Here is a 24,374-nt window from a genome sequence, read left to right as displayed (position 1 = left end):
GACTGCGGGCCCTGCCCCTTTATGCAGGCAACTGGAAAGAGCCTCTGCGCTTCGGCGCAGAGGCTCTTTTTGTTATCCCTGATGCTGTTGCTGCTAGGCCTTCGGCCGGAGTTTGATGTTGGTCATCTTCATCTCGTCCGTGCCTTCAAAACGGTAGGCGAGGTCAACTTCCTTGCCGTCACAGGTGATGACGCCGGCCACGTCCGCGGCCTTGACGCCGTTTTCGGTGCTTACCTTGAGGTCGTTGTAGGACGGCTTGCAGGAGCCGTTCATTTCCAGGCTGCCGACGCCGGTGATGAAAGCTTCCTTGGATAACTGCTCCTGCAGTGCGGGGTCGAGGTAGTCGTCATAGGCTTTGGCGTTGTCGCCCGCGATGACCAGCTTGGTGAAGCCGTCGGCAAGGCCCCGTGCCTCATTGGTGGCACTGCCCGCCACGTTCACCAGGATGATGATCCCCAGGACCACCAGCAGCAGTACGCCGCCGATGCTGCCCAGGATGATCCAGAGTTTGCGCCGGCCCTTGGCCGGGGGCTGCTGGCCGGGAAGGCCGAACGGAGTGGCTTCCTCATACCCGGTGGCTGGAGCCTGGTACCCACCGACCGGAGCCTGGTAGGCGCCGGAGGGAGCCTGGGGTGCACCGGACGCGGCGTGGTAGGCCGCCTCCACGCGGTCCACGGGCGGCCGCCGGGTGGGGGCAATCGGCTGCTGCGGTGCGGACCCGGGGTCTCCCGGCTGGTACGGTTCCTGAGGATTGCTCAAGATGGAGCCTTTCCGGCGGGGTGCATGGCACCGCCTGGTCGCGGGAGCCGGCGAACGGCACCCGTGGATAACTTGCAACAGCCTATAGCGGGCGTGGCCGCCGTCGTACTTTATGGCAGGCACGCAATGCAGCTGGTGCGGCTTCCGGCTGCCTGCACGCACAGGCCTAAGCGCCCTGCGAACCCCGCTCGAGCAGGGGCTGGACCCGGAACGGGATGAGTTCGCCCATGGCCAGGGCGGTGTCCGTACGCTCCACGCCGTCGCAGGCAAGGATCTTCCCGTTGATCCGGAAAAGATCCTCCGCGTCCAGGGCCACCACACGAAGCAGCAGGTCGGCAGGGCCGGTAAGCCCGTAGCCTTCGAGGATTTCGGGTACGTCGGCCAGGTCTTTGGCCAACTGGGCGAGCTTTTGCTGCTGGACGTGGACGGAAATAAAAGCCATCAGCGGGTAGCCCAGGGACACCGGATTGATCCGGCGTTCAAAGGACAGGAAAACGTGCTTCTTTTCCAGCTGGGCCATCCGGGCCTGCACCGTATTCCGGGACAGCCCAAGCTTCTGGGCCAGCGCCACCACCGTTCGCCGCGGATCCTGGGCCAGGGCTGAAAGCAGCCGGGTATCGGTGCCATCCAGAGCTTGCATAATGCGCAACGTTAGCACCGTCCGGACGGGCCGGACAGAGCATATTGCTCAGTAGCAGCCATGGTGGTTGTACCCAATGAGCATTGTGAGTAGGGTCACAGTTATCCGGGGCAACGGCGCCCGGAAGGCCGGCGGCAGCGGGACCACAAGTCCTTCGAAACCGCAGGTCAACGACGTGAGAGGTTGCGGCTATCGTGTCTACAGACGGAATGGGCCAAGGCAGCGCAAGTGCCCCCAATGCTGCTGATTTCACCGGCGCGGAAACTCCCGGAACGGGAAGGGGACTTGTCCAGCTGGTCACCCCTTCAGGGGAGCGGATCAGCCACCCGGAATTCGATCCCTGGGTGCGGGACATCACCGACGAACAGCTGTGTGCGCTGTTTGAGGACATGACAGTTATCCGGCGCATCGACGTCGAGGCCACCGCCCTGCAGCGCCAGGGTGAGCTCGCCTTGTGGCCCCCACTGCTCGGACAGGAAGCCGCGCAGATCGGCTCCGGCCGGGCCCTTCGCGAGGATGACTTCGTCTTCTCCAGCTACCGCGAAAACGGTGTTGCCTACTGCCGGGGTGTTGACCTGACGGACATCGTAAGGGTCTGGCGCGGAAACGCCTCCTCCGGCTGGGATCCGTACTCCATCAACATGGCCACGCCGCAGATCATCATCGGCGCCCAGACCCTGCACGCCACCGGCTACGCCATGGGCATCCAGAACGACGGCGCGGATTCTGTGGCGGTGACGTACTTCGGCGACGGCGCCACCAGTGAGGGCGACGTCAATGAAGCCATGGTTTTTGCCGCGAGCTTCCAGGTGCCGGTGGTGTTTTTCTGCACCAACAATCACTGGGCCATCTCCGAACCCGTACGGCTTCAGTCGCATATCCAGTTGGCGGACAGGGCTGCCGGTTTCGGAATCCCCAGCCTGCGGGTGGACGGCAACGACGTCCTGGCCGTGATGGCCGCAACGAGGGTCGCCCTGGACCGCGCGCGGCGCGGCGGGGGCCCCACCTTCATCGAGGCCGTCAGCTACCGGATGGGCCCGCACACCACAGCAGACGATCCCACCCGCTACCGGGATGCCAATGAACTGGAGGACTGGACCGCCAGGGACCCGATCACCCGTGTCGAAGCACTCCTGGACCGCAAAGGCCTGCTGACCCCACAACTGCAGCAGCAGGTCAGTGACAAGGCCGACGCCGTCGCCAGGGAAATGCGCGCAGGTTGCACCACCATGCCGGACCCGCAACCGCTGGACGTTTTCAAACACGTTTACAGCACGCCCAACTCCTGGCTGGACCGGCAGCAGGACCACTACGCCCGGTACCTGGCTTCGTTCGGTGATCCCGCAGAAGCCGTATCAGAAGAAGGTGCACGCTGATGACCCAGATGACCTTTGCCCGCGCCATTAACGCCGGCCTGCGCAAATCTTTGGAAAACGATCCCAAAGTGGTCCTCCTGGGCGAGGACATCGGCGCGTTGGGCGGCGTCTTCAGGGTGACTGACGGGCTGCAGAAGGATTTCGGCAAGCACCGGGTTGTGGACACGCCCCTGGCTGAATCGGCCATAGTGGGCACGGCCGTGGGACTGGCCTACCGCGGCTACCGCCCCGTAGTGGAAATCCAGTTCGACGGCTTTATCTACCCTGCGTTCGACCAGATCGTCAGCCAGGTGGCCAAGCTGCACTACCGCACCCGGGGCGCCGTCAAGATGCCCATCACCATCAGGGTCCCGTTCGGCGGCGGCATCGGCTCCCCGGAGCACCACTCCGAGTCACCGGAAGCGTACTTCACCCACACGTCCGGGCTGCGCGTGGTGACCGTCTCGAACCCGCAGGACGCCCATACCGTCATCCAGCAGGCCATCTCCTGCGACGACCCCGTGCTGTACTTCGAGCCCAAACGCCGCTACCACGACAAAGGCGAGGTAGACGAGAACATGGATCCGCGGACAGCGGTCCCCATGGACCGGGCCCGCGTGGTCACCGAGGGCGCCGACGTCACCCTCGTGGCCTACGGCCCGCTGGTCAAGACTGCCAGGGACGCCGCTTCGGCCGCTGCCGATGAAGGGATCTTCATCGAGGTCATCGACCTGCGCTCGCTGGCGCCGGTGGACTACGACACCGTGGTTGCCTCTGTCCGCAAGACCGGCCGCCTGGTGGTGACGCATGAAGCCGGCCAGTCGGGCGGCCTCGGTGCCGAGGTGGCGGCCAGCATCACCGAACGATGCTTCTACTACCTTGAGGCGGCGCCGGTCCGGGTCACCGGCTTCGACATCCCCTACCCGTATTCCAAGCTGGAAATGCACCACCTCCCGGGCCTGGACAGGATCCTGGACGGGGTGGACCGCGCCCTGGGCCGGCCGAACTCCCTCAGCGGGCTGGAAGGATGAGCGCCACCATGATCAAGGAATTCCTGCTCCCGGACCTGGGCGAAGGACTCACCGAATCGGAAATCCTCAGCTGGAAAGTCGGCGTGGGGGATACCGTCAGCCTGAACCAGGTGATTGCCGAGGTGGAAACCGCCAAGGCCGTGGTGGAGCTTCCGTCCCCTTTTGCGGGGGTTATCAAAGAACTGCACGAGCAGCCGGGCACCATCGTGGAGGTGGGCAAGCCGATCGTCTCCTTTGAAGTGGCGGACGACGCCGGAACCTCCTCCGGACTGCCCGTCGCCCCCGTTTCGTCCCCGGCAGGGCAGGAACGGGAACAGGAGCAGGAACAGGAGCCGGCACCAGCCAAACGGGAACCGAACCTGGTGGGGTACGGCGCCGTCGTCGAAAGTTCCGGCAGGCCAGTGCGGCGCCAACGCAACCTTGCCCCGTCGGTTGAGCCTGTCCAAACCCGGCCTCCGGTGGTTGAGCCTGCCGGCACACGTTCCCCGGTGGTTGAGCCCGCCGAAACCGATCACCTCGAAACCCGGCCCCGGTCCACACCTCCGGTCCGGAAGTTCGCCAGGGACCTGGGTGTCGACCTCTCCCTGGTGCGCGGGACAGGCCCGCAAGGGCTGATCACCCGCGAGGACGTCCAGCACTTTGTGGACGGACAGTCCGCGGCCGCCGGCTCGTCCACCCAGGAAACAGTTGCTCCGGTCGGGCTTCAGCCACGGCAGGAGCGGGAGACCCGGACGCCCATCAAGGGGGTTCGGAAGTTCACGGCAGCGGCCATGGTGGAGAGCGCCTTCACCGCTCCGCACGTCACGGAGTTCCTCACGGTAGACGTCACTCCGGCCATGGAGCTGCTGGCAAAGCTCAAGGGAAGCCGTGAGTTCAGCGGCCACAAACTGACGCCGCTCACCCTCGCGGCGAAGGCCGTGCTGATCGCCCTGCGCCGGAACCCGGAGCTCAATGCACGGTGGGATGAGGCGAACCAGGAGATCGTCACCTTCAACTATGTGAACCTGGGCATCGCAGCCGCCACGCCCCGTGGACTGACCGTTCCCAATATCAAGGATGCTGACGCGCTGTCCCTCCTTCAGCTGACGGACGCGCTGACCGAACTGACGGAAACCGCGCGGGCCGGCAAAACCACACCAGCTGATTTGTCCGGCGGAACCATCTCCATCACCAATATCGGCGTCTTCGGGATTGACGCGGGCACTCCCATCCTCAATCCGGGGGAGGCCGCCATTCTGGCCCTCGGCGCCGTGCGGAACATGCCGTGGGAGTACCAGGGCCAGGTGGCCCTGCGCCAGGTCCTCACGCTGAGCCTGTCCTTTGACCACCGCCTGGTGGACGGGGAACAAGGCTCGCGCTTCCTGGCGGATGTGGGTGCCATCCTGGCTGACCCGGGAATGGTCCTCACTATGGTCTAGCCAGCCCGGGAGTTTTTGTCCAGATATGCAGGCTTGGGGACGGTTTATCCCTGCATATCTGGACAAAAACTCCAGCGTTAGGGGGCGGGTTCCGGGGGATCCACCAGCAGCGCGGCCAGGGCCATGCTTTCCAGCAGCGGCCGGGCGGAGCGTGCCGCCATTTTCCTGCCGTGGCTGCGCACGGAGTGCGGTGTGGAGTTGATCAGCCCGAACGTGGCGTGAGCCCGCATCCGGAGTTCGGCGGTGTCCGTATCCGGGTGCAGCTTGGCGAGGACATCAACCCACACCTCGACGTAACCCAGCTGCAGCGTCCGCACGGCTGCCTGGTCCTGTTCCGAGAGGTTGCTGAAATCCCTGTCCTGGACGCGGATGACGTCCGGCTTGCCCAGGGCGAAGTCCACCTGGAATTCCACCAACCGCCGCAGGGCCAAAGCAGGGTCGGGGTTGCGGGACACAACCTCACGGCCGCCGTCGAGCAACTCCTGGCTGACGGTCACCAGAAGGTCGGCAAGGACCGCCTGTTTTCCGGGAAAATGGCGGTAGACGGCAGGCCCGCTCACCCCGGCAGCCGACCCCAGGTCCTCCAGCGACACACGATTGAACCCGTTGACCGCAAAAAGCGACGCCGCAGCCGAGAGCAGCGCCTGCCGGCGGCTTTCCTTCGCTTGGCCCCGCTGTGTTGATGGACCAGGTGTTGATGGACCAGGCGCTGGCGGGCCCTGCGGTGCTGAACCTTGCGTTGTTGGGCCTTGCGTTGATTGGCCAGTCTGCGTGGCGTCGGTGCTGCGCACATTTCCTCCTCGATCCCGCAGATCTTAGCAAGAACAGCTATGTGGTGGACTTCACAGTTAATCCAGACTAACCTGAATTTCAGTTATTGGGCGCTAACCGAGTTGCCGTAAAAGTGCTCGGACCGGAACAGGAACGGACCGTTAATGGAGACCCTTGCCACCCGGCTTGATGCAACTGCCGAGGCTTATGCATCGAACCGTGCCGCCCAGCTGGAACTCACCGAAGAGCTGCGGAAGAAACTGGCGGATGCGGCCCTGGGCGGTCCGGAAAAATCCAGGCAGCGCCATGTGGCACGGGGAAAGCTTCTGCCCCGAGAGCGTATCGACCAGTTGCTGGATGACGGCAGCCCGTTCCTGGAGATCGCCCCGCTCGCTGCCAACGGGATGTACAACAACGAGGCCCCCGGCGCCGGAGTGATTGCCGGGATCGGACTGGTCCACGGCCGCCACGTGCTGGTGATCTCCAACGACGCCACGGTCAAAGGCGGAACCTACTACCCGATGACTGTCAAGAAGCACCTCCGGGCCCAGGAAATTGCCCTGGAAAACCGGCTGCCCTGCATCTACCTGGTGGATTCCGGCGGAGCCTTCCTGCCCAAACAGGATGAGGTTTTCCCGGACCGTGACCACTTCGGCCGGATCTTCTACAACCAGGCCCGGCTCTCCGCGGCCAAGATTCCGCAGATCGCCTCGGTGATGGGCTCCTGCACTGCCGGCGGCGCCTACGTACCCGCCATGAGCGACGAGACAGTGATCGTTCGGAACCAGGGAACCATTTTCCTGGGCGGGCCGCCGCTGGTGAAGGCTGCGATCGGCGAGATCGTCAGCCCGGAAGAGCTCGGCGGCGGGGACGTGCACTCCAGGATCTCGGGCGTAACGGACCACCTTGCCGAGAACGATGAACACGCGCTGCAGATCATCCGTGACATCGTCGCCACGCTGCCGCCTCCCGCACAGCCGGCGTGGGACGTAAGCGCCGCCGTCGAACCGTCCGTAGAAGCAGACGGGCTCTACGGCGCGGTGCCCACGGACGTCAACGCCCCCTACGACGTCCACGAAGTCATCGCCCGGCTGGTGGACGGCAGCCGGTTCCACGAATTCAAGAAGGAGTACGGCACCACCCTGGTGACAGGCTTCGCCCGGCTGCACGGACACCCGGTGGGCATCGTGGCCAACAACGGCGTGCTGTTCAGTGAATCCTCGCTCAAGGGGGCGCACTTCATCGAGCTGTGCGACCAGCGCGGGATCCCGCTGGTGTTCCTGCAGAACATCTCCGGGTTCATGGTGGGCAAGGACTCCGAACAGGGCGGGATCGCCAAAAACGGCGCCAAGATGGTCACGGCCGTCGCTACCGCACGGGTGCCTAAACTGACGGTGGTGATCGGCGGTTCGTTCGGTGCCGGCAACTACTCCATGTGCGGCCGTGCCTACTCACCGCGGTTCCTCTGGATGTGGCCCGCGGCGCGCATCTCGGTGATGGGCGGCAACCAGGCGTCCAGCGTGCTGGCCACCGTAAAGCGTGAGCAGTACGAGGCGGCCGGCCAGGAATGGTCAGCCGAGGACGAGGAAGCCTTCAAGGCGCCCATCCGCCGGCAATACGAGGACCAGGGCAGCCCGTACTACTCCACGGCACGGCTCTGGGATGACGGCGTGATTGATCCTGCCGACACCCGGACCGTCCTGGGCCTGGCGCTGGACGTGGTGTCCCGCACCCCGCTGCCCGAAACCTCCTTCGGCCTCTTCAGGATGTGAGCGGTATGGCCACGCCCTCCCTTGCCAGCCCGCTCACCGCGCGCAAGCCGCTCTTCGGAACGGTCCTGGTGGCCAACCGCGGTGAGATCGCCTGCCGCGTGATCCGCTCCCTGCGCGCCCTCGGCATCCGTTCGGTCGCCGTATACAGCGATGCCGACGCCGGTGCCCGGCACGTGCGCGAAGCTGACACTGCCGTGCGGATCGGCCCCGCAGCGGCAACAGAGAGTTACCTGAAGATCGACGCCATCATTGATGCCTGCCGCCAGACCGGGGCCGAAGCGGTGCACCCCGGCTACGGCTTCCTGAGCGAAAACGCCGACTTTGCCCGCGCCTTGGACCAGGCCGGGATCACCTTCATTGGCCCGGGCATCGAGGCGCTCACCATGATGGGGGACAAGATCCGGTCCAAGAACCACGTTGCGGGTTACGGCGTTCCGGTGGTCCCCGGCGTGGCCCGCCCCGGTATGACGGACGCCGAACTGGTCGAGGCCGCGGCCGCCGTCGGGTTTCCGCTCCTGATCAAGCCCTCCGCGGGCGGCGGCGGCAAAGGCATGCACGTGGTGGAACGCCCTGCGGACCTTCCGCATATCCTGGCCACCGCCCGGCGCGTCGCAGCGAGCGCGTTCGGTGATGACACGCTGTTTTTGGAACGCCTGGTGACCACCCCGCGCCACATCGAGGTGCAGGTGCTGGCCGACAACCACGGCAACGTCGTTCATCTGGGCGAGCGTGAATGCTCGCTGCAACGGCGGCACCAGAAAGTCATCGAGGAGGCCCCCTCGCCCCTGCTCGAAGCTCTGCCGGAGGGGAAGGCCATCCGCGCCCGCATCGGCGAGGCCGCCTGCAACGCTGCCCGCAGCGTCAATTACAGCGGGGCCGGAACCGTGGAATTCCTGGTCTCTGACGAGGCGCCGGACGAGTTCTACTTCATGGAGATGAACACCCGGCTGCAGGTGGAGCATCCGGTTACCGAGATGGTCACCGGGGTGGACCTGGTCGAATGGCAGGTGCGGATTGCCGCGGGGGAGGAACTCACCCTCCGGCAGGCCGACGTCGAACTGACCGGACATGCCGTGGAAGCCCGGGTTTATGCCGAGGTCCCTGGGAAGAACTTCCTGCCGTCCACGGGAACGGTCCTCCTGCTGGACGAACTGCCCGGGCCTAAGCAGCGGCCCGGCATCACCCCCAGCATGGAGGCGGCTGCCGGCAAGGGCCGCGTCAGGGTGGATTCCTCCCTGGTGGAAGGCCTTGAGCTGTCCTCCAGCTACGACCCCATGATGTCCAAGGTCATCGCTTGGGGCGAAGACCGCGCAGCAGCACTCGACACACTGGATGCTGCGCTCGCCGGCTACACGGCCCTGGGCCTGGACACCAACGTCGAATACCTGCGGCTGCTGCTCAACGATCCCGAGGTCCGCGCCGGCCGCCTCGACACAGGGTTGATCGAGCGCAAACTCCCGGATCTCGCCTTCCGCCGCGTGGGTGACGCCGAACTGGTGGCGGCAGCGCTCTTCGCGGTTGCAGCGGAGGGGCCAGATGGTGGGGAATTGCCGTCCGGCCCGTGGCGCGCCCGCAATGGCTGGCGGTTGGGGGCGCCCGCGCCACGCCGGATCAACCTGGGAACGCCCGACGGCGGCGTGGCAGCGGTGCAGGTATTTGAATCCGCACGGCAGGGGACTGCAACCGTTGCCGTGGATGGTGGCCCCCGGCATAAAGCCTCATTGAGCTTCCCCCGTGCCGGTCACGCAGAAATCACCCTTGACGGCGAGTCGGCAACGTACTCACTGATCAGGGTGCAGCCCGGACCGCATCCATCCGGCCCTGACAACCCCGTACCTTCCGAAATCTTCCTCGGCAACGGGGGCTGGTCCTGCCGGCTGGAAGTCCTGACGCGGGAGTCGCGGCTTGAACGGGTGCTTGCCGCCATCCAGCGGGAGGAGGGCGCAGCCGATCCAGCCGTGCGCTCGCCCATGCCGGGCACCGTGGTGTCCGTTCCGGTCAGTGACGGGGACGCCGTCACCACCGGGCAGGTGCTTGTGGCTGTGGAGGCCATGAAGATGGAGCACCAGCTGCTGGCACCGCTGGACGGAACCGTGCATCTCAGCGCCCGCCCCGGCGACCTCGTGAAGGCGGACCAGGTGCTGGCCACCATTCATCCGCATCCCGCTGCCAGCAGCACCAATCCCATAGACGCAATCAAAGACACAGACGCAACAGGCGAAGGAGCCTAGCCATGGCAGGTTTTGAACTCAGCGAGGAATACCAGGACCTCAGCAACACCGTCCGGGAATTCGCGGACGAGGTAGTGGCGCCCGTATCGGCCAAGCACGACGAGGAGCACAGCTTCCCCTACGAAGTGGTCAAGCAGATGGCGGAGATGGGCCTGTTCGGGCTGCCCTTCCCCGAGGAATTCGGCGGGATGGGCGGGGACTACTTCGCCCTCGCCCTCGCGCTGGAGCAGCTGGGCCGCGTGGACCAGTCGGTGGCGATCACCCTCGAGGCCGGGGTGTCGCTGGGCGCCATGCCCGTTTACCGCTTCGGCACCGAGGAACAGAAGCAGGAGTGGCTGCCCATGCTCGCGTCCGGCCAGGCGCTCGCCGGCTTCGGCCTGACGGAGCCGGAAGCAGGGTCGGACGCGGGCGGTACCAAGACGCACGCCCGGCGGGAGGGCGGTGAGTGGGTGATCAACGGCAACAAGGAGTTCATCACCAACTCGGGCACCGACATCACCCGCCTGGTTACCGTCACCGCCGTCACCGGGCAGAAGGAGCGCGCGGACGGCTCCGTCCAGAAGGAAATCTCCACCATCCTGGTGCCCACCGACACGCCCGGCTTCAAGGCGGAGAAGCCGTACAACAAGGTGGGCTGGAACGCCTCGGACACCCACCCGCTGACCTTGAAGGATGTCCGGGTTCCGGAAGCGAACCTGCTGGGGGCTGAAGGCCGCGGTTACGCCAACTTCCTGTCCATCCTGGACGAGGGCCGGATCGCCATCGCGGCCCTGGCCACGGGTGCGGCCCAGGGATGCGTGGACCTGTCGGTCAAGTACGCCAAGGAACGCAGCGCCTTTGGACACCGGATCGGCAAGTACCAGGCCATCTCGTTCAAGATCGCACGCATGGAGGCAAGGGCCCACACCGCCCGCCTGGCCTACTACGATGCGGCCTCCCGCATGCTTGCCGGAAAGCCGTTCAAGACCCAGGCGGCCATCGCTAAGATGGTCGCAGGCGAGGCGGCCATGGACAATGCGCGGGATGCCACCCAGGTATTCGGCGGCTATGGCTTCATCAACGAGTTCACCGTGGCACGCCACTACCGCGACTCCAAGATCCTTGAAGTGGGGGAAGGCACCACGGAGGTCCAGCTGATGCTGATCGCCCGCGAACTGGGTCTGTAGCAAACGGGTTTGTACGAGCAGGGACTGTAGCCGGCCTGAAAGGATCACCGATGATTAACAAGGTTGTTGCCACCGCGGAGGAGGCTGTGGCGGACATCCCGGAGGGAGCATCCCTGGCCGTGGGCGGATTCGGTTTGTGCGGTATCCCGGTTACCCTCATCGACGCCCTCCACAAGGCCGGAACCTCGGGGCTGCAAACGGTGAGCAATAACTGCGGAGTGGACGACTGGGGCCTGGGAATCCTGCTGCGCGACGGCCGGATCCGCCGCACCATCAGCTCCTATGTCGGCGAAAACAAGGAGTTCGCCCGGCAGTACCTGGCCGGGGAACTCGAGGTGGTTCTGACGCCCCAGGGAACGCTCGCCGAAAAACTGCGCGCCGGCGGCGCCGGCATCCCGGCCTTCTACACCAAGGCCGGCGTAGGCACGCAGGTTTCCGAAGGCGGCCTGCCGCAAAAGTACGACGCCGAGGGCCGGGTTGCGATCGCATCCGCACCCAAGGAGGTACGCTCCTTCGCCGGCGTGGATTATGTGCTGGAAGAGGCGCTGACCCCGGACTTCGGTCTGGTCCACGCCTGGAAGGGCGACCGGCACGGGAACCTCGTGTTCCACGCCACCGCCATGAACTTCAACCCGCTGTGCGCCATGGCCGGCCGGATCACCATTGCGGAGGTGGAGGAGCTCGTGGAACCCGGTGAGCTGGATCCTGAACACATCCACACGCCCGGCATCTTCGTCCAGCGTGTAGTGGTGGCCGCGAACGCGGAGAAACGCATCGAGAAGCGGACGGTCTCCCTGGCGCCGGGGGCCGGGAACGGCAGCCACCCGAACGCGTCCAGCCAGATCAGCGGCAACCCGCAGGCAGGAGCCTAGCCATGGACCCGAACAGCCCCTACGCCCCGCGTCCCGAAGGCGTCCGGCCCGAGTACCGGCGGGCGGCCCAGCAGCATGAAATGGCGGCAGACGGCACGGGCGCCAAAGGCTGGACCAGGAATGAACTGGCCGCCCGGGTTGCCCGCGAACTCAGCAACGGCCAGTACGTGAACCTGGGCATCGGCATGCCCACCCTGATCCCCAACTACATTCCTGCCGGTGTTGAAGTGGTGCTGCATTCCGAAAACGGAATCCTCGGTGTCGGCCCTTATCCCGCGGAGGATGCCGTTGATCCGGACCTGATCAACGCGGGCAAGGAAACTGTCACGGTCAACAAGGGCGCGGCTTTCTTCGATTCCGCCATGTCCTTCGGGATGATCCGCGGCGGCCATGTGGACGTCGCAGTCCTGGGCGCCATGGAGGTGGCCCAGAACGGTGACCTGGCCAACTGGATGATCCCGGGGAAGATGGTCAAGGGCATGGGCGGGGCCATGGACCTGGTGTTCGGCGCCAAGAAGGTCATTGTGATGATGGAACACGTTGACCGGAGCGGGAACCCCAAAATCGTCAAGCAGTGCTCCCTGCCCGTGACCGGCAAAGGCTGCGTGGACCGCATCATCACCGACCTCGCAGTCATCGACCTTGTGGCGGATGATTCAGGTTCCCGGCTGGTGCTGAGGGAACTGGCGCCCAACGTCTCGGTGGAGGAAGTGGCTGCCGCCACCGGCGCCGAACTTTTTGAGGAAGACCGGGAACTGACGGTATGACGGGGAACGGAGTTTCGGGCGGCCCAACCAACGCCTCCAGCCCGGGGGAGCAGCGCGTCATCGAGCAGCGCGGGCTGTACTTCGACGAACTGGAAGAAGGGGTGCTGTACGCCCACCGGCCCGGCCGGACCGTCACCGAAGCGGACAATGTCCTGTTCACCACCCTCACCATGAACACCCAGGCGCTTCACCTTGATGCGGCCTGGAGCGCCGGGCAGCCGTTCGGCCAGCGGCTGGTCAACTCGATGTTCACGCTGGCCACGATGGTGGGCCAGTCCGTCTCGCAGCTGACCCAGGGAACCATCATCGCCCAGCTTGGCCTGACTGACGTCTCCTTCCCGCATCCGCTGTACCACGGTGACACCCTGTACACCGGGACGGTGATCAGCGGGAAGCGGCTCTCTTCATCCCGGCCCGGCCAGGGCATTGTCACCATGGAGCACACCGGCCGCAACCAGGACGGCACGGTGGTGGCACTGGCCACGCGCAGCTGCCTGATCTGGACCCGCGACGCGCACCGGCAGCAGTCGGGCGGCGAAAGGGGCACAATACCGGTATGACGTTTGTGATGGGCCCCGCCCTGCTTTTTTGCCCTGCTGACCGGCCGGAGCGCTACCAGAAGGCCGCCACCCGCGCGGACGCCGTGATCCTCGACCTTGAGGACGCCGTGGCCCCGGCGGACAAGCAGCGTGCCCGCGGTGCCATCCTGGCCCAGCTCGGAGCCGCCGGCGACGCACCCGAGCTGGATCCCAGCCGGACCATCATCCGGGTCAATCCGTCAGGCACGGAGGAGTTCGAGAAGGACCTGCACTGCCTGGCCCACACTCCGTACCGGACGGTTATGCTCGCCAAGGCCGAGAACGCCGCCCAGCTCGAAGCCCTGGCCGGCTACCAGGTGATCGCCCTGTGCGAAACAGCCGCCGGGGTCCTGAACGCTCCCGCCATCGCGGCAGCCCCCAACGTCGTGGCGCTGATGTGGGGCGCCGAGGACCTGCTGGCATCACTGGGCGGGACCTCCAGCAGGACGGACGACGGCGGCTACCGGGCCGTCGCGCTGCATGCCCGTTCCACAGTCCTCATCGCCGCCAGGGCGTTCGGCAAGGAAGCGGTGGACGCCGTCTACACCAACATCCCGGACCTGGCTGGACTGGCAGCCGAAGCCGCGGACGCCGTGGCCTCCGGGTTCAGCTCCAAGGCCTGCATCCACCCCGGCCAGGCAGCGGTGGTCCGGGAAGCGTACGCTCCGTCCGAAGCCGAAGTCTCCGCTGCGACGGAATTGCTGCAGGCCGCGGCAGCTGCGGGACAGGGCGTCTTCCAACACAAGGGCCAGATGATCGACGGGCCCATCCTCAAGCACGCAGAATCGATCCTTCGACGTAAAGGCGAGCGCGTCTAACGCCTTCGCCCGCTGGATCCCCGTAGCGATACGGGCGGAATCGGTTCATGGACCAGCGTCCGGACCCAACGGTTCCCCGTTTCCCGGAACTCCTTCCGGGTTGAGAACCGATAGAGGTAGCTGCGCACGCGCACCAGATGCGGGGCCACGCCGTCGAACGGATCATGCCTGAGCAGCCGCAGCGTCTGGCGGTCCGCCTCCAGCAGCTTGCCGAGGAAGGCATAAAACCACTCCTCGTGGACTGTCCGCAGCGGAAGGAACCACATCAACCAGTCCAGCCGCAGGTGGTAGGGAGCCCACTGCCGGGGCACCCGCCGGAGGTCGCCCGGTTTGCCCTTGAAGTCGTACTCGCGCCAGTCCGAAGAATCGTCCGGGGCGTGGTCCAGCGTGCCCTCCACCACGATCTCGATGCGCTGCTTCGTCACCGATCCGAACGCCCCATAAGTGTTGACCAGCTGCCACCGGTTGAAGCTGGCGTTCATCAACTGGCGCTTGGAGAACAGGTTGCGCAGCGGCCAGTAACTGAGGACCAGCAGCAGCAAGGTGGCAGCCAGAGTGATGGCCAGCCACCACAGCGGGGTCTCCCGGTCCGCGCCGCCGCCGTGCCAGTCCAGCGGGATCACCGGGAACACGGCGTGAGCCACCGGATCGCTCACCGCGGCGAAAGCCAGCACAATGGCAATCCAGTTCAGCCAGGCGAAATTCCCGCTGGCCACAAGCCACAGCTGGGTGAGGATGACCACCGCGGCTGCCACACTGGCAACAGGCTGCGGCGCGAACAGCAAGAAGGGCACCACCAGCTGGGCGAAGTGGTTTCCCAGTACTTCCACCTTGTGAAGCGGCTTGGGCAGCAGGTGTGCCTGCCGGCTCAGCGGCCCGGGCATCGGCTGCGTCTCATGGTGGTAGTAGAGGGCAGTCAGGTCCCGCCATTCCCTGCCGCCGCGGATCTTAATCATGCCCGCACCGAATTCCAGCCGGAACACGAGCCACACGATCAGGATCAGGATGGTGCGCGGCGGGTCGGTCTGGTCTGAACCCAGGAACGCCACCGTGAATCCCGCCTCCAGCAGGAGCATCTCCCAGCCGAAGCCGTAAAACGTCTGGCCCACGTTGACGATGGACATGTAGAGCAGCCACAGGGCCAGGAACGCAATCAGCGGAACCCACGGCGGCCCTGCCTGCGGGATGCCGGCAACGAGCAGGGCGGAGATCACAAGCCCTGCCGCACAGACCCCCCGCAACAGCCGGTCCGAATAGCGCCAGCGGAAAAGGGTGGGCCGGCGCAAACGGCTGAACCCGGAAAGGTACTCCGGCGCCGGCAGGAGGCCCCGCTCACCCAGCAGGGCGGGGAACTGGTTCAGGGAGGACAGGAACGCAACAAAATACAGTGCTGCCACCCCGCGCTGCAGCACCTGCCGGGCGAACTCGTATTCCGGGGCATCAAACCACGTGAGCCAGTCCACGCAATCCACGTTACGCCCGGCCGTCCTGTGGTCAAGCAGCGGTGGCGCCAAGAAGCATGGGGTCAAGGACCGGCGAATCAAGGAGCGCTGGGTCAAAGCCCATTCCGTCAGGGCGCGGGGGTCAGGGATGGTGCGCGATACTTAACGGATGCAGCCACGCAAGATCGCCCTCCTCGGATCCACCGGCTCCATCGGCACCCAGGCGATTGACGTCGTCGACGGCGCCCCGCATCTTTTCGAGGTGGTGGCGCTCAGCGCCGGGGGAGGCAACCTCGAACTCCTGGCCCGCCAGGCGGTGCACACCGGTGCCGCGGCTGTAGGCATTGCGTCCGGTGATCCCGGCCGGTTGGCTGCCTTGATCGATGACGCGGCCGCCGCAGCCGGGAAGCACGGCTACCGGCCGGAGATCATTGCCGGGCCGGACGCTTCCACCAGGATCGCGGAGCTGGAAGCTGACGTGGTGCTCAACGGCATCACCGGATCAATTGGACTCGCACCAACGCTCGCGGCGCTGAAATCCGGCGCAACCCTGGCCCTGGCCAATAAGGAATCCCTGATTGTGGGCGGGGAACTGGTCAAGGCTGCAGCCCGCGAAGGCCAGATCGTCCCCGTGGATTCGGAGCATTCGGCCATTGCCCAGTGCCTGCGTTCGGGCTCGGCCGGCGAGGTGGAGAAGCTGATCCTCACAGCGTCCGGCGGTCCTTTCCGGGGCCGGAACCGGGAGGAGCTCCACGATGTCACGCCGCAGGAGGCGCTCGCCCATCCCACGTGGGACATGGGCGTAATGGTCACCACCAACTCCGCCACCCTCGTCAACAAAGGGCTGGAAGTCATCGAGGCCCACCTGCTCTTCGATGTGCCCCTGGACCGGATCGACGTGGTGGTCCATCCCCAGTCCGTGGTGCACTCCATGGTCCAGTTCATCGACGGATCCATCATCGCCCAGGCATCGCCGCCGGACATGCGCCTTCCCATAGCCCTTGGCCTGGGCTGGCCGGACAGGGTCTCCAAAGCGGCCGCCGCCTGCGACTGGACCCAGGCCGCCACCTGGACCTTCGAGCCCCTGGACGTCGCCGCCTTCCCTGCGGTGGACCTCGCCAAGGACGCCGCCAAGCAGGGCAGCACCTTCCCTGCGGTCTTCAACGCCGCCAATGAGGAAGCCGTCACGGCGTTCCACGCAGGACGCATCCGGTTCACCGACATCGTGGACACCATCGCAGCCGTTCTCAGCGAACACCCAGGGTCTTCCGGGCTGACAGTGGAATCCGTACTGGATGCTGAGAGCTGGGCACGTGCGCGCGCCAATGAACGTTTAGCAGTCAGCAGTCTCTAGGAAGCAGCAAGCACCTCCATGACCCCCGTTCTCCTCTTTGTCCTCGGTGTCGTTTTTGTAGCCATCGGCATCGCGGCCTCCATCGCGCTCCACGAAGTGGGCCACCTCCTGCCCGCCAAGCTCTTCAAGATTCGCGTCACCAAGTACATGATCGGCTTTGGTCCCACCCTCTGGTCACGGCGGAAAGGCGAAACCGAGTACGGCGTGAAGGCTATTCCGCTGGGCGGTTACGTGTCCATGATCGGCATGTATCCGCCCAACAAGGAGGACGGGACCGTTCGTCCCTCCAGCACAGGAATGTTCCAGACCCTGGCCACGGAAGCCCGGTCGATGGCGCACGAGGAGGTGGGCCCGGGCGACGAAAACCGGGTTTTCTACCGGCTTCCGGTGTGGAAGAAGATCATCGTGATGCTGGGCGGTCCGGCCATGAACATGGTCCTTGGCGTCATCCTGACGGCCGTCCTGCTGATGGGTTTCGGCTTCGCCACGGCCACCACCACCATCGCCGATGTTTCCAAGTGCCAGGTGGCTGCCGGTGAAACAGTGGACCCGGATTCGGCCGACTGCCAGCTCACCCCGGCGGCCGCGGCCGGCCTGAAACCGAACGATACCGTCACTTCCTTCGACGGGAAGACCGTCACCAGCTGGGACCAGTTGACCGAGTGGATCCGTGCCTCCGCCGGCCGCGAGGTGGCCATCACCGTTGAGCGGGCCGACTCGCCCGTGTCCACCACGGTGACCCCCGTGCTGTCCGCCCGGCCCATCATCGGCGTGGACGGCCGGCAGGCGACGGACGACGGCGGCAACCTCCTGTACCAGGACGTCGGCTTCCTGGGCATTGGCGCGCAGACGGAACTGGTGCCCCAGCCGGCGTCGTCCGTCCTGCCCATGGCGGGGGAGAACATCAAGCAGGTGGCGGGTGTGATCTTTAACCTCCCGGCGCGGGTTGTTGGCGTGGCAAAGGCCGCCTTCAGCGAGGAACCGCGCGACCCCAACGGCCCCATCAGCGTGGTGGGCGTCGGAAGGGTGGCCGGAGAGGTGGCAGCCATGGAGGAAGTCCCCGTCCAGTCGCGGGTGGCCACCCTGATCGGGCTGCTGGCCGGGCTGAACTTTGCGCTGGCGGTCTTCAACTTGGTTCCGCTGCTGCCGCTCGACGGCGGCCACGTGGCCGGTGCGCTGTACGAAGGCGCCCGGCGTTGGGTGGCCAGGCTGTTCGGCAAACCGGATCCTGGAGCCTTCGATATCGCCAAGCTCCTCCCGGTGACCTACGTGGTGGCTGCATTGTTGATGGGGATGAGCGCGCTCCTCATCTATGCCGACATCGTGAAGCCGGTGAACCTGTTCGGCTGATAAACAGCTGATTTCCACTCATCAGCCAATATCGGCTGATATCAGATAATCAGCCATTTATGATTGATTATCGTGGATCAGCTGCGTACGGTTAGGGCATGTTCGTTCTCACCATTGACCAGCGGGGCAGCACCGCCGACATCGACCGGGTGCCTGGACTGATATCCGGGCTGCTGGGCCTCACGCAGGGGCGCTTTGAACGCTCCGTGGGGGACGAACTCCAAGGCGTGGTGGAACAACCCGAAGAGGTCGTGGATATCGCCCTGCATGCACTCCGGGACGGGCACTGGTATGTCGGGATCGGTATCGGTGTGGTGCAGCTCGCCCCGGGCGCAAGCCCCCGCGAAGGATCCGGAAGTGCTTTTGTTGCCGCCCGCAAAGCCGTGGAACTGGCGAAGGGTGCTGCGGGCCAAGTGCCGCTGTCAGTGGTGGCGGGCACTATGGGCCATGGCAGGAACATCCCGCCCCAAGCCAAGGAAGGTGCCATGGCCGGCTCGAATGCCCAGGCGGTGCTTCGGTTGATCGGACGCCTGGTCCAGCAGCGTACACAGGCCCAGTGGAGGGTAGTGGACAGTCTCCGCGCCCTGCAGTCCGCTGATGGCAAGCACGGCAGCCAGAAGCAGGTGGCCCGGGAGTTGGGAATAACGGAGCAATCGGTGAGCCGTGCCGTCCTCCGCTCCGGCTGGCAGGAAGAATGGGCAGCCAGGCCGGCAGCAGCCATGCTGCTGGAGTATGCGCAGAGCCGGATTACCGGCGGCGAGCCAGCCCGGCCAGGGCCAGACAAACCAGACCCAACCCTGCCCGGGCCAGAGCCAGTCGGGTACCGGGATGAAGGAGACACGTGACCGCGCTTTGGATCACCGCAGCACTGCTCGTGGCCGGCTTCGCCGGCTGGCCCGTGACGGCCCTCGTGTTCCGGCTCGCCCGGACCATCGACGACAGGGCAGATGCCGCCAAGGCAGCGGAAGAGGCCAGGAAGGCAGCGGAGGATCCCGCCGCCGACGTCACCGTTGATGCCCCGCACGCCGAAACGCAAAGCGTGGACGATGAGCTGACCGCGGCAACTGACGCGCCGCCGCCGGCCGGTTCTGCTGCGGAGCCGCCGGCGCCAACCCAGCGCATCCTGCGCGGCGGGGCAATTATCGGCATCCTGGAAAGGCTTGGGGTCTGCCTGGCCATCCTGACCGGGCAGCCCGTGGCCATCGCCTACATCGTGGCCATCAAAGGTCTGGGAAGGTTCGCGGAGCTAAAGGAAACGCCCGTAGCAGCCGAACGCTTCATCATTGGAACCCTGGCCTCCATGCTCTGGGCGGCCGGAACAGCGGCCGCCGTCAAAGTCCTGTTCCTGTCCTAGGGTCGCATGTCCCCAGACCACACGTCCTGGTGGCACACGTCCGGAAACAAAATTGCGGGGACAAATCCGGTGGGGTGTGGGAAGAATCCCGTTGGGCTGTTCAGGTGCGTGCAACGGCAGGCAGGGCGATAGGGTAGCCGTATGACAGTTTTTGCCGTTGAGTACGTTTATGCCGCTGATTCCACCGAAGCCCGCAATGAGGCCCGCCCGGCCCACCGGGAATGGACTGCCGGCCTGGCAGAGGACGGTGCCATCCTGGCGAGCGGGCCCTACGGTGACGGAGCGGGAGCGCTGCTGATCTTCAAGGCTGCAGACGAGGCCGCCCTGAACTCGATCCTCAAGCAGGACCCCTTCGCGGCTGCCGGGGTTATTGCCGGAACCCGCATCACGGAGTGGTCTCCCATCACCGGCATGCTGGCCGGCCTCGCCGCGTAGCCACCCACCTTTCGATTTAGGAGTCCACGTGACCTCGGTCAGCCTGGGAATGCCTTCAGCACCGCCGCCCGTCCTTGCCCCCCGCCGCAAGACCCGCCAGATCAAGGTCGGTTCTGTGGGGGTCGGTTCCGATTTCCCCATCAGCGTGCAGTCCATGACCACCACGCCCACCACCGACATCAACGCCACGCTGCAGCAGATCGCGGAACTCACCGCGTCCGGCTGTGACATCGTCCGCGTCGCGTGCCCCTCAGCGGACGACGCCGAGGCGCTGCCCATCATTGCCAAAAAGTCCCAGATCCCGGTCATCGCGGACATCCACTTCCAGCCGAAGTACGTCTTCGCAGCCATCGAAGCCGGGTGCGCCGCCGTGCGCGTGAACCCCGGAAACATCCGGAAGTTCGATGACCAGGTCAAGGAAATCGCCGCGGCCGCCCGCGAACACGGGACGTCCATCCGCATCGGCGTGAACGCAGGTTCGCTGGAGCCGGGCATCCTCAAGAAATACGGCAAGGCCACCCCCGAGGCGCTGGTTGAGTCCGCGGTCTGGGAAGCGTCCTTGTTTGAAGAGCACGGCTTCCACGACTTCAAGATCTCCGTCAAGCACAACGACCCCGTGGTGATGGTGGCCGCCTACGAGATGCTGGCGGAAAAGGGCGACTGGCCGCTGCACCTCGGTGTGACCGAAGCTGGCCCGGCCTTCCAGGGAACCATCAAGTCCGCCACGGCCTTCGGCGCGCTCCTTTCGCGGGGCATCGGCGACACCATCCGGGTTTCGCTCTCCGCCCCGCCGGTGGAGGAAATCAAGGTGGGCAACCAGATTCTCCAGTCCCTCAACCTGCGCCCAAGGAAGCTGGAGATTGTGTCCTGCCCGTCCTGCGGCCGGGCCCAGGTGGACGTGTACACCCTGGCAGAACAGGTGACCGCCGGCCTGGAAGGCATGGAGATCCCGCTGCGTGTTGCGGTGATGGGCTGTGTGGTGAATGGACCCGGTGAAGCCCGCGAGGCAGATCTTGGCGTTGCTTCCGGCAACGGCAAGGGCCAGATCTTTGTGAAGGGTGAAGTCATCAAGACTGTGCCCGAAAGTCAGATTGTTGAGACACTGATCGAAGAGGCCATGCGTATCGCGGAAGAGATGGGGGAGGCCGATGGCGAAGATGCTGTCAAGGGTAGCCCCGTGGTTAGCGTCTCGTAAGGACGTTCCCGACCCTCCGGGACTTTCCGTCCGCACCCTGGACGGAACGGATACTGCTGCGCTCAGGATGCTGGCGCAGCAGGATCCGGTCACAAACGTCTTTATCCTTGCCCACCTGCGTGCCGCCGGCACTGCCGCGCCCACCAGCGGCGGCGCCGGCGTCATTGGCGTTTTCGACGACGGCGTCCTCGTGGGTGCGTGCTGGGCAGGGGCCAACCTGGTTCCGGTCCAGCTGGACCCCGAACTTGCAGGGGTGGTGGCGGAAGTGGCCAACACCTCCGGCCGCCGGTACGCCTCAGCCTTTGGCCCGGCGGAGGCCGTCCTGGCGTTGCACGCCGAACTGGTGGAACTGGGCCACCGGGCCCACGAAGTCCGTGCGGAGCAGCCCCTGATGACTATCGAGGGCCCGCCGTCGATTCAACCCAACCCCGGCCTTGAGCTGGGAAGCCTGGCCGACTTTGACCGCATCCTTCCCGCCTGCGCCGCCATGTTCGAGGAAGAAGTGGGGTACTCCCCCTTCCTGGGCGGCAGGGAGTTCTACAGCCGGCGGGTGGAAGGGCTGATCCGCCAAGGCCATTCCCTGGTGCACCTGAACAACGGCCGCGAGGTGGTGTTCAAGGCCGAGCTGGGCGCTGTCACCTCCGAGGTCACCCAAGTCCAGGGCGTGTGGATGAACCCGCTCTATCGGGGCCAGGGACTGAGCGCCGGATACATGGCCGCCGTGGTGGAGCAAGCCCGGAAAGTCGCGCCCATCACCAGCCTCTACGTCAACGGCTTCAACCTGCGGGCCCGTGCCACCTACGAGCGGGTCGGCTTCCGCCAGGTCGGGACGTTCGCTACAGTTCTTTTCTAGCTGGCTGCCAAATACCGGCAGAAAAAATTGGGGGAAAAATTGAAGACATTTGCGCTGGGAACTTTCGCGGCCACAGCCCTACTCGCGTTGACCATTCCGGCCTGTGCAGGGCCGGTGGACACCCCGGTGAATGGCGCTTCAGCAGCGGAAAGTGCAACTGGCACTGCCACCCCCACAGTCACACCCACTCCGGTTCCCAAGGCGTTTACCAGTGCCGACCTGGCGGCCATTGTGCGGCAGGTGCGGGACCCGGCTGACCGGAGGCTGACCGTGCTTCCCGAAGCGGACGTGACCGCCGCACTGGAGCAGTCCAAGGACATGATGTCGTCGCTCGAAGTGGCACCTGCGGCCTGCCTGGAACTCGCAACGTCCAGCACCGTTCCGGCCATGGACGGGGCTGCCACGGCCATGGGCGTCAGCACGGACACCAGTACCGGGGCCGTCATGGCTTTGTCCCTGCTGTCCGGGCTCGACGAGGCAACCCTTGGCGGCGTTACCGGCCGCCCCGCCCAACTTGAGCAGTGCGCGAACATGACAGTGACCATTTCGGGCGTCAGCGTGCCGGTCTCCATCACGACTGTAAACGGCGTGGGCGGGCTGCCAAATACCGTTGCCTACCGGACGGAAACTGAGATGCCCGATGGCCAGGTGCAGTCCATCATCACCGCCCAGGCCATCCACGAGGGTGTTGTGCTCACGGCCGTGGCTTCCGGTGGTGGAAGCGAAGCAGAGACTGTTGTGCGTACCGGCGCACTGCTCGATTCAGCTGCCGCGCTGGTCAAGTAGCCGTTCCTAGGCCCAGTTCGCCGGTGAGGTACCGCTGTACGTTCGGAGCCACCAGGCGGACCACGTCCTCGGGTGCGGCCGAGGCGAGGGGTTCCAGCCTCACCACGTAGCGGACCATCATGAGTCCCACCATCTGGGTGGCCACCAGGTCCCCACGCAACGCAACGTCCTGGGGCGGACCCGGCACTCCCGCCATGATCCTGCTGACCACAGTGCGGGTCACCACTTCGCGGAGGAGCGCCGTCCGCGCTTTTGAGCCCAGGGTGCCCCGCAGGAACGCCACCAGGCCCGGCTGGGCCGGACCTTCCCAGAGCCGCAGGACTGCGCGGACGATCAACTCGGCCCGCTGCTCGGGACGTGCGGACGAAACACCTGCCAGCACCTCCTCCGGGTCGGCGGGGAGTTCCACACTCAGGGCGAAGAGCTCGTCCTTGCCGTTGAAAAAATGGTGGACCATGGCGGGATCCACCCCCGCCGCACGGGCCACCTGCCGCAGGCTGGTGCCCTCAAAACCATGCTCGGCGAACAGGCGCCGGGCCGCCTCCAGGATCCTGTCCCGGGACGCCGTTGTTCCGCCGCGCCGCCCCCGCCGTGCCGGCAGCGGATCACCCTTCGGCAGCGGACGGACCCGGGGCAGGGCGTTCCCCTCCGGCCGGGCGTTTCCCTCCGGCACGGTCATTCAGTCCGCCTCCGCAGCGTCAGGGAGGCCAGCACCAGGACGCCCAGCACAATGGCGCCCATGATGGCCGCGTCCTGCCACATCCGTTCGGTAGCCTCGGGGTTTGCGGCGATCTCCTGCAGGGCGTCCACGGAGAACGTCAGGGGAAGAACATTCGAGATGGCCTCAAGGACGTCATTCATGCGGTCGCGCGCCACAAACAGCCCGCAAAGAAGGATTTGGGGCACCACCACTACCGGCATGAACTGGACGGCCTGGAATTCGGTCCGGGCAAACGCTGAGCACAGCAGGCCCAGGGCCACGCCCAGGACGGCGTTGATGACTGCGATCAGGACCACGAAGCCAGGCGGGCCCTCAATATCAAGATCGAAAATCCAATAGGCCACTGCGGTAGCCACCAGGGACTGCAGTGCGGCCATGATGGAGAACGCCAGGGCGTAGCCGAAGAGCAGATCCCCTTTATGGGCGGGGGTGGTGAGCAGCCGCTCCAGGGTTCCCGAGGTCCGCTCACGCAGCATGGTGATGGACGTGACCAGGAACATCACCACAAACGGGAAGATGGCGAGCATCATCAGTCCCACGCGGTCGAAGGTGCGCGGCACCCCGGGCGGCAGCGTCTCGTTCTCGTAAAGGAAGTACACGGCCGTGAGCAGCAGGGCCGGAACCACCAGGATCATGGCGATGCTCCGGTGGTCGTGCCGCAGCTGCTCAAGCACCCGGCGGGTGGTGGCAAACATCATCAGGACAT

General features: G+C 65.6%; 24 protein-coding genes. 18 read left to right on the top strand and 6 right to left on the bottom strand.

From position 1 onward, the window contains the following. Positions 1-93: 93 nt before the first annotated feature. Both ARTSIC4J27_RS13555 and ARTSIC4J27_RS13550 read right to left on the bottom strand, forming a co-directional pair. Positions 94-759: a hypothetical protein gene (locus ARTSIC4J27_RS13555; protein WP_050055728.1), complete on the bottom strand. Its 666-nt coding sequence runs from the start codon at positions 757-759 to the stop codon at positions 94-96. Between the two features lie 166 nt (positions 760-925). Continuing rightward, positions 926-1,399 (bottom strand): Lrp/AsnC family transcriptional regulator, encoded by a 474-nt coding sequence (locus tag ARTSIC4J27_RS13550; protein WP_050055727.1) that lies wholly within the window; start codon positions 1,397-1,399, stop codon positions 926-928. Positions 1,400-1,593: 194 nt separating this feature from the next. Here ARTSIC4J27_RS13550 and pdhA point away from each other — a divergent pair, with 194 nt between their 5' ends. From pdhA to ARTSIC4J27_RS13535, 3 genes are read left to right on the top strand one after another with little or no spacing between them, the layout of a single operon-like run. Beyond that, on the top strand, positions 1,594-2,775 hold the full coding sequence (gene pdhA / locus ARTSIC4J27_RS13545; RefSeq protein ID WP_050055726.1) for a pyruvate dehydrogenase (acetyl-transferring) E1 component subunit alpha: 1,182 nt from the start codon (positions 1,594-1,596) through the stop codon (positions 2,773-2,775). Then, a complete protein-coding gene (locus ARTSIC4J27_RS13540) occupies positions 2,775-3,785 on the top strand; it encodes an alpha-ketoacid dehydrogenase subunit beta (protein WP_050055725.1) in 1,011 nt (336 codons plus the stop codon). The genes pdhA and ARTSIC4J27_RS13540 overlap by 1 nt, the downstream gene beginning before the upstream one ends. An 8-nt stretch (positions 3,786-3,793) precedes the next feature. Next, positions 3,794-5,203, top strand: a complete 1,410-nt coding sequence (locus ARTSIC4J27_RS13535; protein WP_083435481.1) for a dihydrolipoamide acetyltransferase family protein — start codon at positions 3,794-3,796, stop codon at positions 5,201-5,203. A 77-nt stretch (positions 5,204-5,280) separates the two neighbouring features. Here the strand turns inward: ARTSIC4J27_RS13535 and ARTSIC4J27_RS13530 are convergent, their stop codons facing one another. Then, a complete protein-coding gene (locus ARTSIC4J27_RS13530) occupies positions 5,281-5,994 on the bottom strand; it encodes an SACE_7040 family transcriptional regulator (protein WP_050055723.1) in 714 nt (237 codons plus the stop codon). A 144-nt stretch (positions 5,995-6,138) separates the two neighbouring features. Between ARTSIC4J27_RS13530 and ARTSIC4J27_RS13525 the strand changes: the two genes are divergently transcribed. From ARTSIC4J27_RS13525 to ARTSIC4J27_RS13495, 7 genes are read left to right on the top strand one after another with little or no spacing between them, the layout of a single operon-like run. Beyond that, positions 6,139-7,746 carry a carboxyl transferase domain-containing protein gene (locus ARTSIC4J27_RS13525; RefSeq protein WP_050055722.1) on the top strand — a complete coding sequence of 536 codons (1,608 nt, stop codon included), beginning with the start codon at positions 6,139-6,141 and terminating at the stop codon, positions 7,744-7,746. Positions 7,747-7,751: 5 nt separating this feature from the next. Continuing rightward, positions 7,752-9,977 carry an ATP-binding protein gene (locus tag ARTSIC4J27_RS13520; protein WP_050055721.1) on the top strand — a complete coding sequence of 742 codons (2,226 nt, stop codon included), beginning with the start codon at positions 7,752-7,754 and terminating at the stop codon, positions 9,975-9,977. A 2-nt stretch (positions 9,978-9,979) separates the two neighbouring features. Further along, on the top strand, positions 9,980-11,143 hold the full coding sequence (locus ARTSIC4J27_RS13515) for an acyl-CoA dehydrogenase family protein (protein ID WP_050055720.1): 1,164 nt from the start codon (positions 9,980-9,982) through the stop codon (positions 11,141-11,143). A gap of 50 nt (positions 11,144-11,193) precedes the next feature. Continuing rightward, entirely contained in the window at positions 11,194-12,015 is an 822-nt protein-coding gene (locus ARTSIC4J27_RS13510) for a CoA transferase subunit A (RefSeq protein ID WP_050055719.1), read from the top strand. Between the two features lie 2 nt (positions 12,016-12,017). Then, a complete protein-coding gene (locus ARTSIC4J27_RS13505; protein WP_050055718.1) occupies positions 12,018-12,782 on the top strand; it encodes a CoA transferase subunit B in 765 nt (254 codons plus the stop codon). After that, entirely contained in the window at positions 12,779-13,342 is a 564-nt protein-coding gene (locus tag ARTSIC4J27_RS13500) for a MaoC family dehydratase (RefSeq protein ID WP_050055717.1), read from the top strand. The genes ARTSIC4J27_RS13505 and ARTSIC4J27_RS13500 overlap by 4 nt, the downstream gene beginning before the upstream one ends. After that, entirely contained in the window at positions 13,339-14,178 is an 840-nt protein-coding gene (locus tag ARTSIC4J27_RS13495; protein WP_050055716.1) for an HpcH/HpaI aldolase/citrate lyase family protein, read from the top strand. The genes ARTSIC4J27_RS13500 and ARTSIC4J27_RS13495 overlap by 4 nt, the downstream gene beginning before the upstream one ends. Here ARTSIC4J27_RS13495 and ARTSIC4J27_RS13490 read toward each other — a convergent pair. Further along, positions 14,175-15,641 (bottom strand): lipase maturation factor family protein, encoded by a 1,467-nt coding sequence (locus tag ARTSIC4J27_RS13490; RefSeq protein ID WP_050055715.1) that lies wholly within the window; start codon positions 15,639-15,641, stop codon positions 14,175-14,177. The two genes, ARTSIC4J27_RS13495 and ARTSIC4J27_RS13490, sit on opposite strands and share 4 nt — an antisense overlap. Before the next feature lie 148 nt (positions 15,642-15,789). On the opposite strand from ARTSIC4J27_RS13490, the gene dxr reads away from it, so the two are divergent. The 8 genes from dxr (at position 15,790) to ARTSIC4J27_RS13450 (ending at position 22,947) form a co-directional block, all read left to right on the top strand. Further along, a complete protein-coding gene (gene dxr / locus ARTSIC4J27_RS13485) occupies positions 15,790-16,974 on the top strand; it encodes a 1-deoxy-D-xylulose-5-phosphate reductoisomerase (RefSeq protein ID WP_050055714.1) in 1,185 nt (394 codons plus the stop codon). Between the two features lie 18 nt (positions 16,975-16,992). After that, on the top strand, positions 16,993-18,324 hold the full coding sequence (locus ARTSIC4J27_RS13480) for a M50 family metallopeptidase (RefSeq protein WP_050055713.1): 1,332 nt from the start codon (positions 16,993-16,995) through the stop codon (positions 18,322-18,324). Positions 18,325-18,422: 98 nt separating this feature from the next. Continuing rightward, positions 18,423-19,169, top strand: coding sequence for a MarR family transcriptional regulator (locus tag ARTSIC4J27_RS13475; RefSeq protein ID WP_235436678.1), 747 nt, complete (start codon positions 18,423-18,425; stop codon positions 19,167-19,169). Then, positions 19,166-19,678: a hypothetical protein gene (locus tag ARTSIC4J27_RS13470; protein ID WP_050055712.1), complete on the top strand. Its 513-nt coding sequence runs from the start codon at positions 19,166-19,168 to the stop codon at positions 19,676-19,678. The genes ARTSIC4J27_RS13475 and ARTSIC4J27_RS13470 overlap by 4 nt, the downstream gene beginning before the upstream one ends. Positions 19,679-19,819: 141 nt before the next feature. After that, positions 19,820-20,113 (top strand): YciI family protein, encoded by a 294-nt coding sequence (locus tag ARTSIC4J27_RS13465; RefSeq protein ID WP_050055711.1) that lies wholly within the window; start codon positions 19,820-19,822, stop codon positions 20,111-20,113. A gap of 28 nt (positions 20,114-20,141) precedes the next feature. Next, complete coding sequence (ispG, locus tag ARTSIC4J27_RS13460) at positions 20,142-21,308, top strand: flavodoxin-dependent (E)-4-hydroxy-3-methylbut-2-enyl-diphosphate synthase (protein ID WP_050055710.1); 1,167 nt, start codon at positions 20,142-20,144, stop codon at positions 21,306-21,308. Continuing rightward, positions 21,271-22,161, top strand: a complete 891-nt coding sequence (locus tag ARTSIC4J27_RS13455) for a GNAT family N-acetyltransferase (RefSeq protein WP_050055709.1) — start codon at positions 21,271-21,273, stop codon at positions 22,159-22,161. Before ispG ends, ARTSIC4J27_RS13455 begins: the two co-directional genes overlap by 38 nt. A 39-nt stretch (positions 22,162-22,200) precedes the next feature. Then, on the top strand, positions 22,201-22,947 hold the full coding sequence (locus ARTSIC4J27_RS13450) for a hypothetical protein (protein WP_050055949.1): 747 nt from the start codon (positions 22,201-22,203) through the stop codon (positions 22,945-22,947). Here ARTSIC4J27_RS13450 and ARTSIC4J27_RS13445 read toward each other — a convergent pair. Both ARTSIC4J27_RS13445 and ARTSIC4J27_RS13440 read right to left on the bottom strand, forming a co-directional pair. Then, positions 22,940-23,626, bottom strand: a complete 687-nt coding sequence (locus tag ARTSIC4J27_RS13445; RefSeq protein ID WP_083435457.1) for a TetR/AcrR family transcriptional regulator — start codon at positions 23,624-23,626, stop codon at positions 22,940-22,942. The two genes, ARTSIC4J27_RS13450 and ARTSIC4J27_RS13445, sit on opposite strands and share 8 nt — an antisense overlap. Then, positions 23,623-24,366, bottom strand: a complete 744-nt coding sequence (locus tag ARTSIC4J27_RS13440; protein WP_083435480.1) for an ABC transporter permease — start codon at positions 24,364-24,366, stop codon at positions 23,623-23,625. Before ARTSIC4J27_RS13440 ends, ARTSIC4J27_RS13445 begins: the two co-directional genes overlap by 4 nt. Between the last annotated feature and the right edge of the window lie 8 nt (positions 24,367-24,374).

Source organism: Pseudarthrobacter siccitolerans (assembly GCF_001046895.1).
In the GTDB taxonomy this organism is placed as follows: Bacteria; Actinomycetota; Actinomycetes; order Actinomycetales; family Micrococcaceae; genus Arthrobacter; species Arthrobacter siccitolerans.
This window is presented reverse-complemented; position numbering and strand designations above follow the sequence as displayed.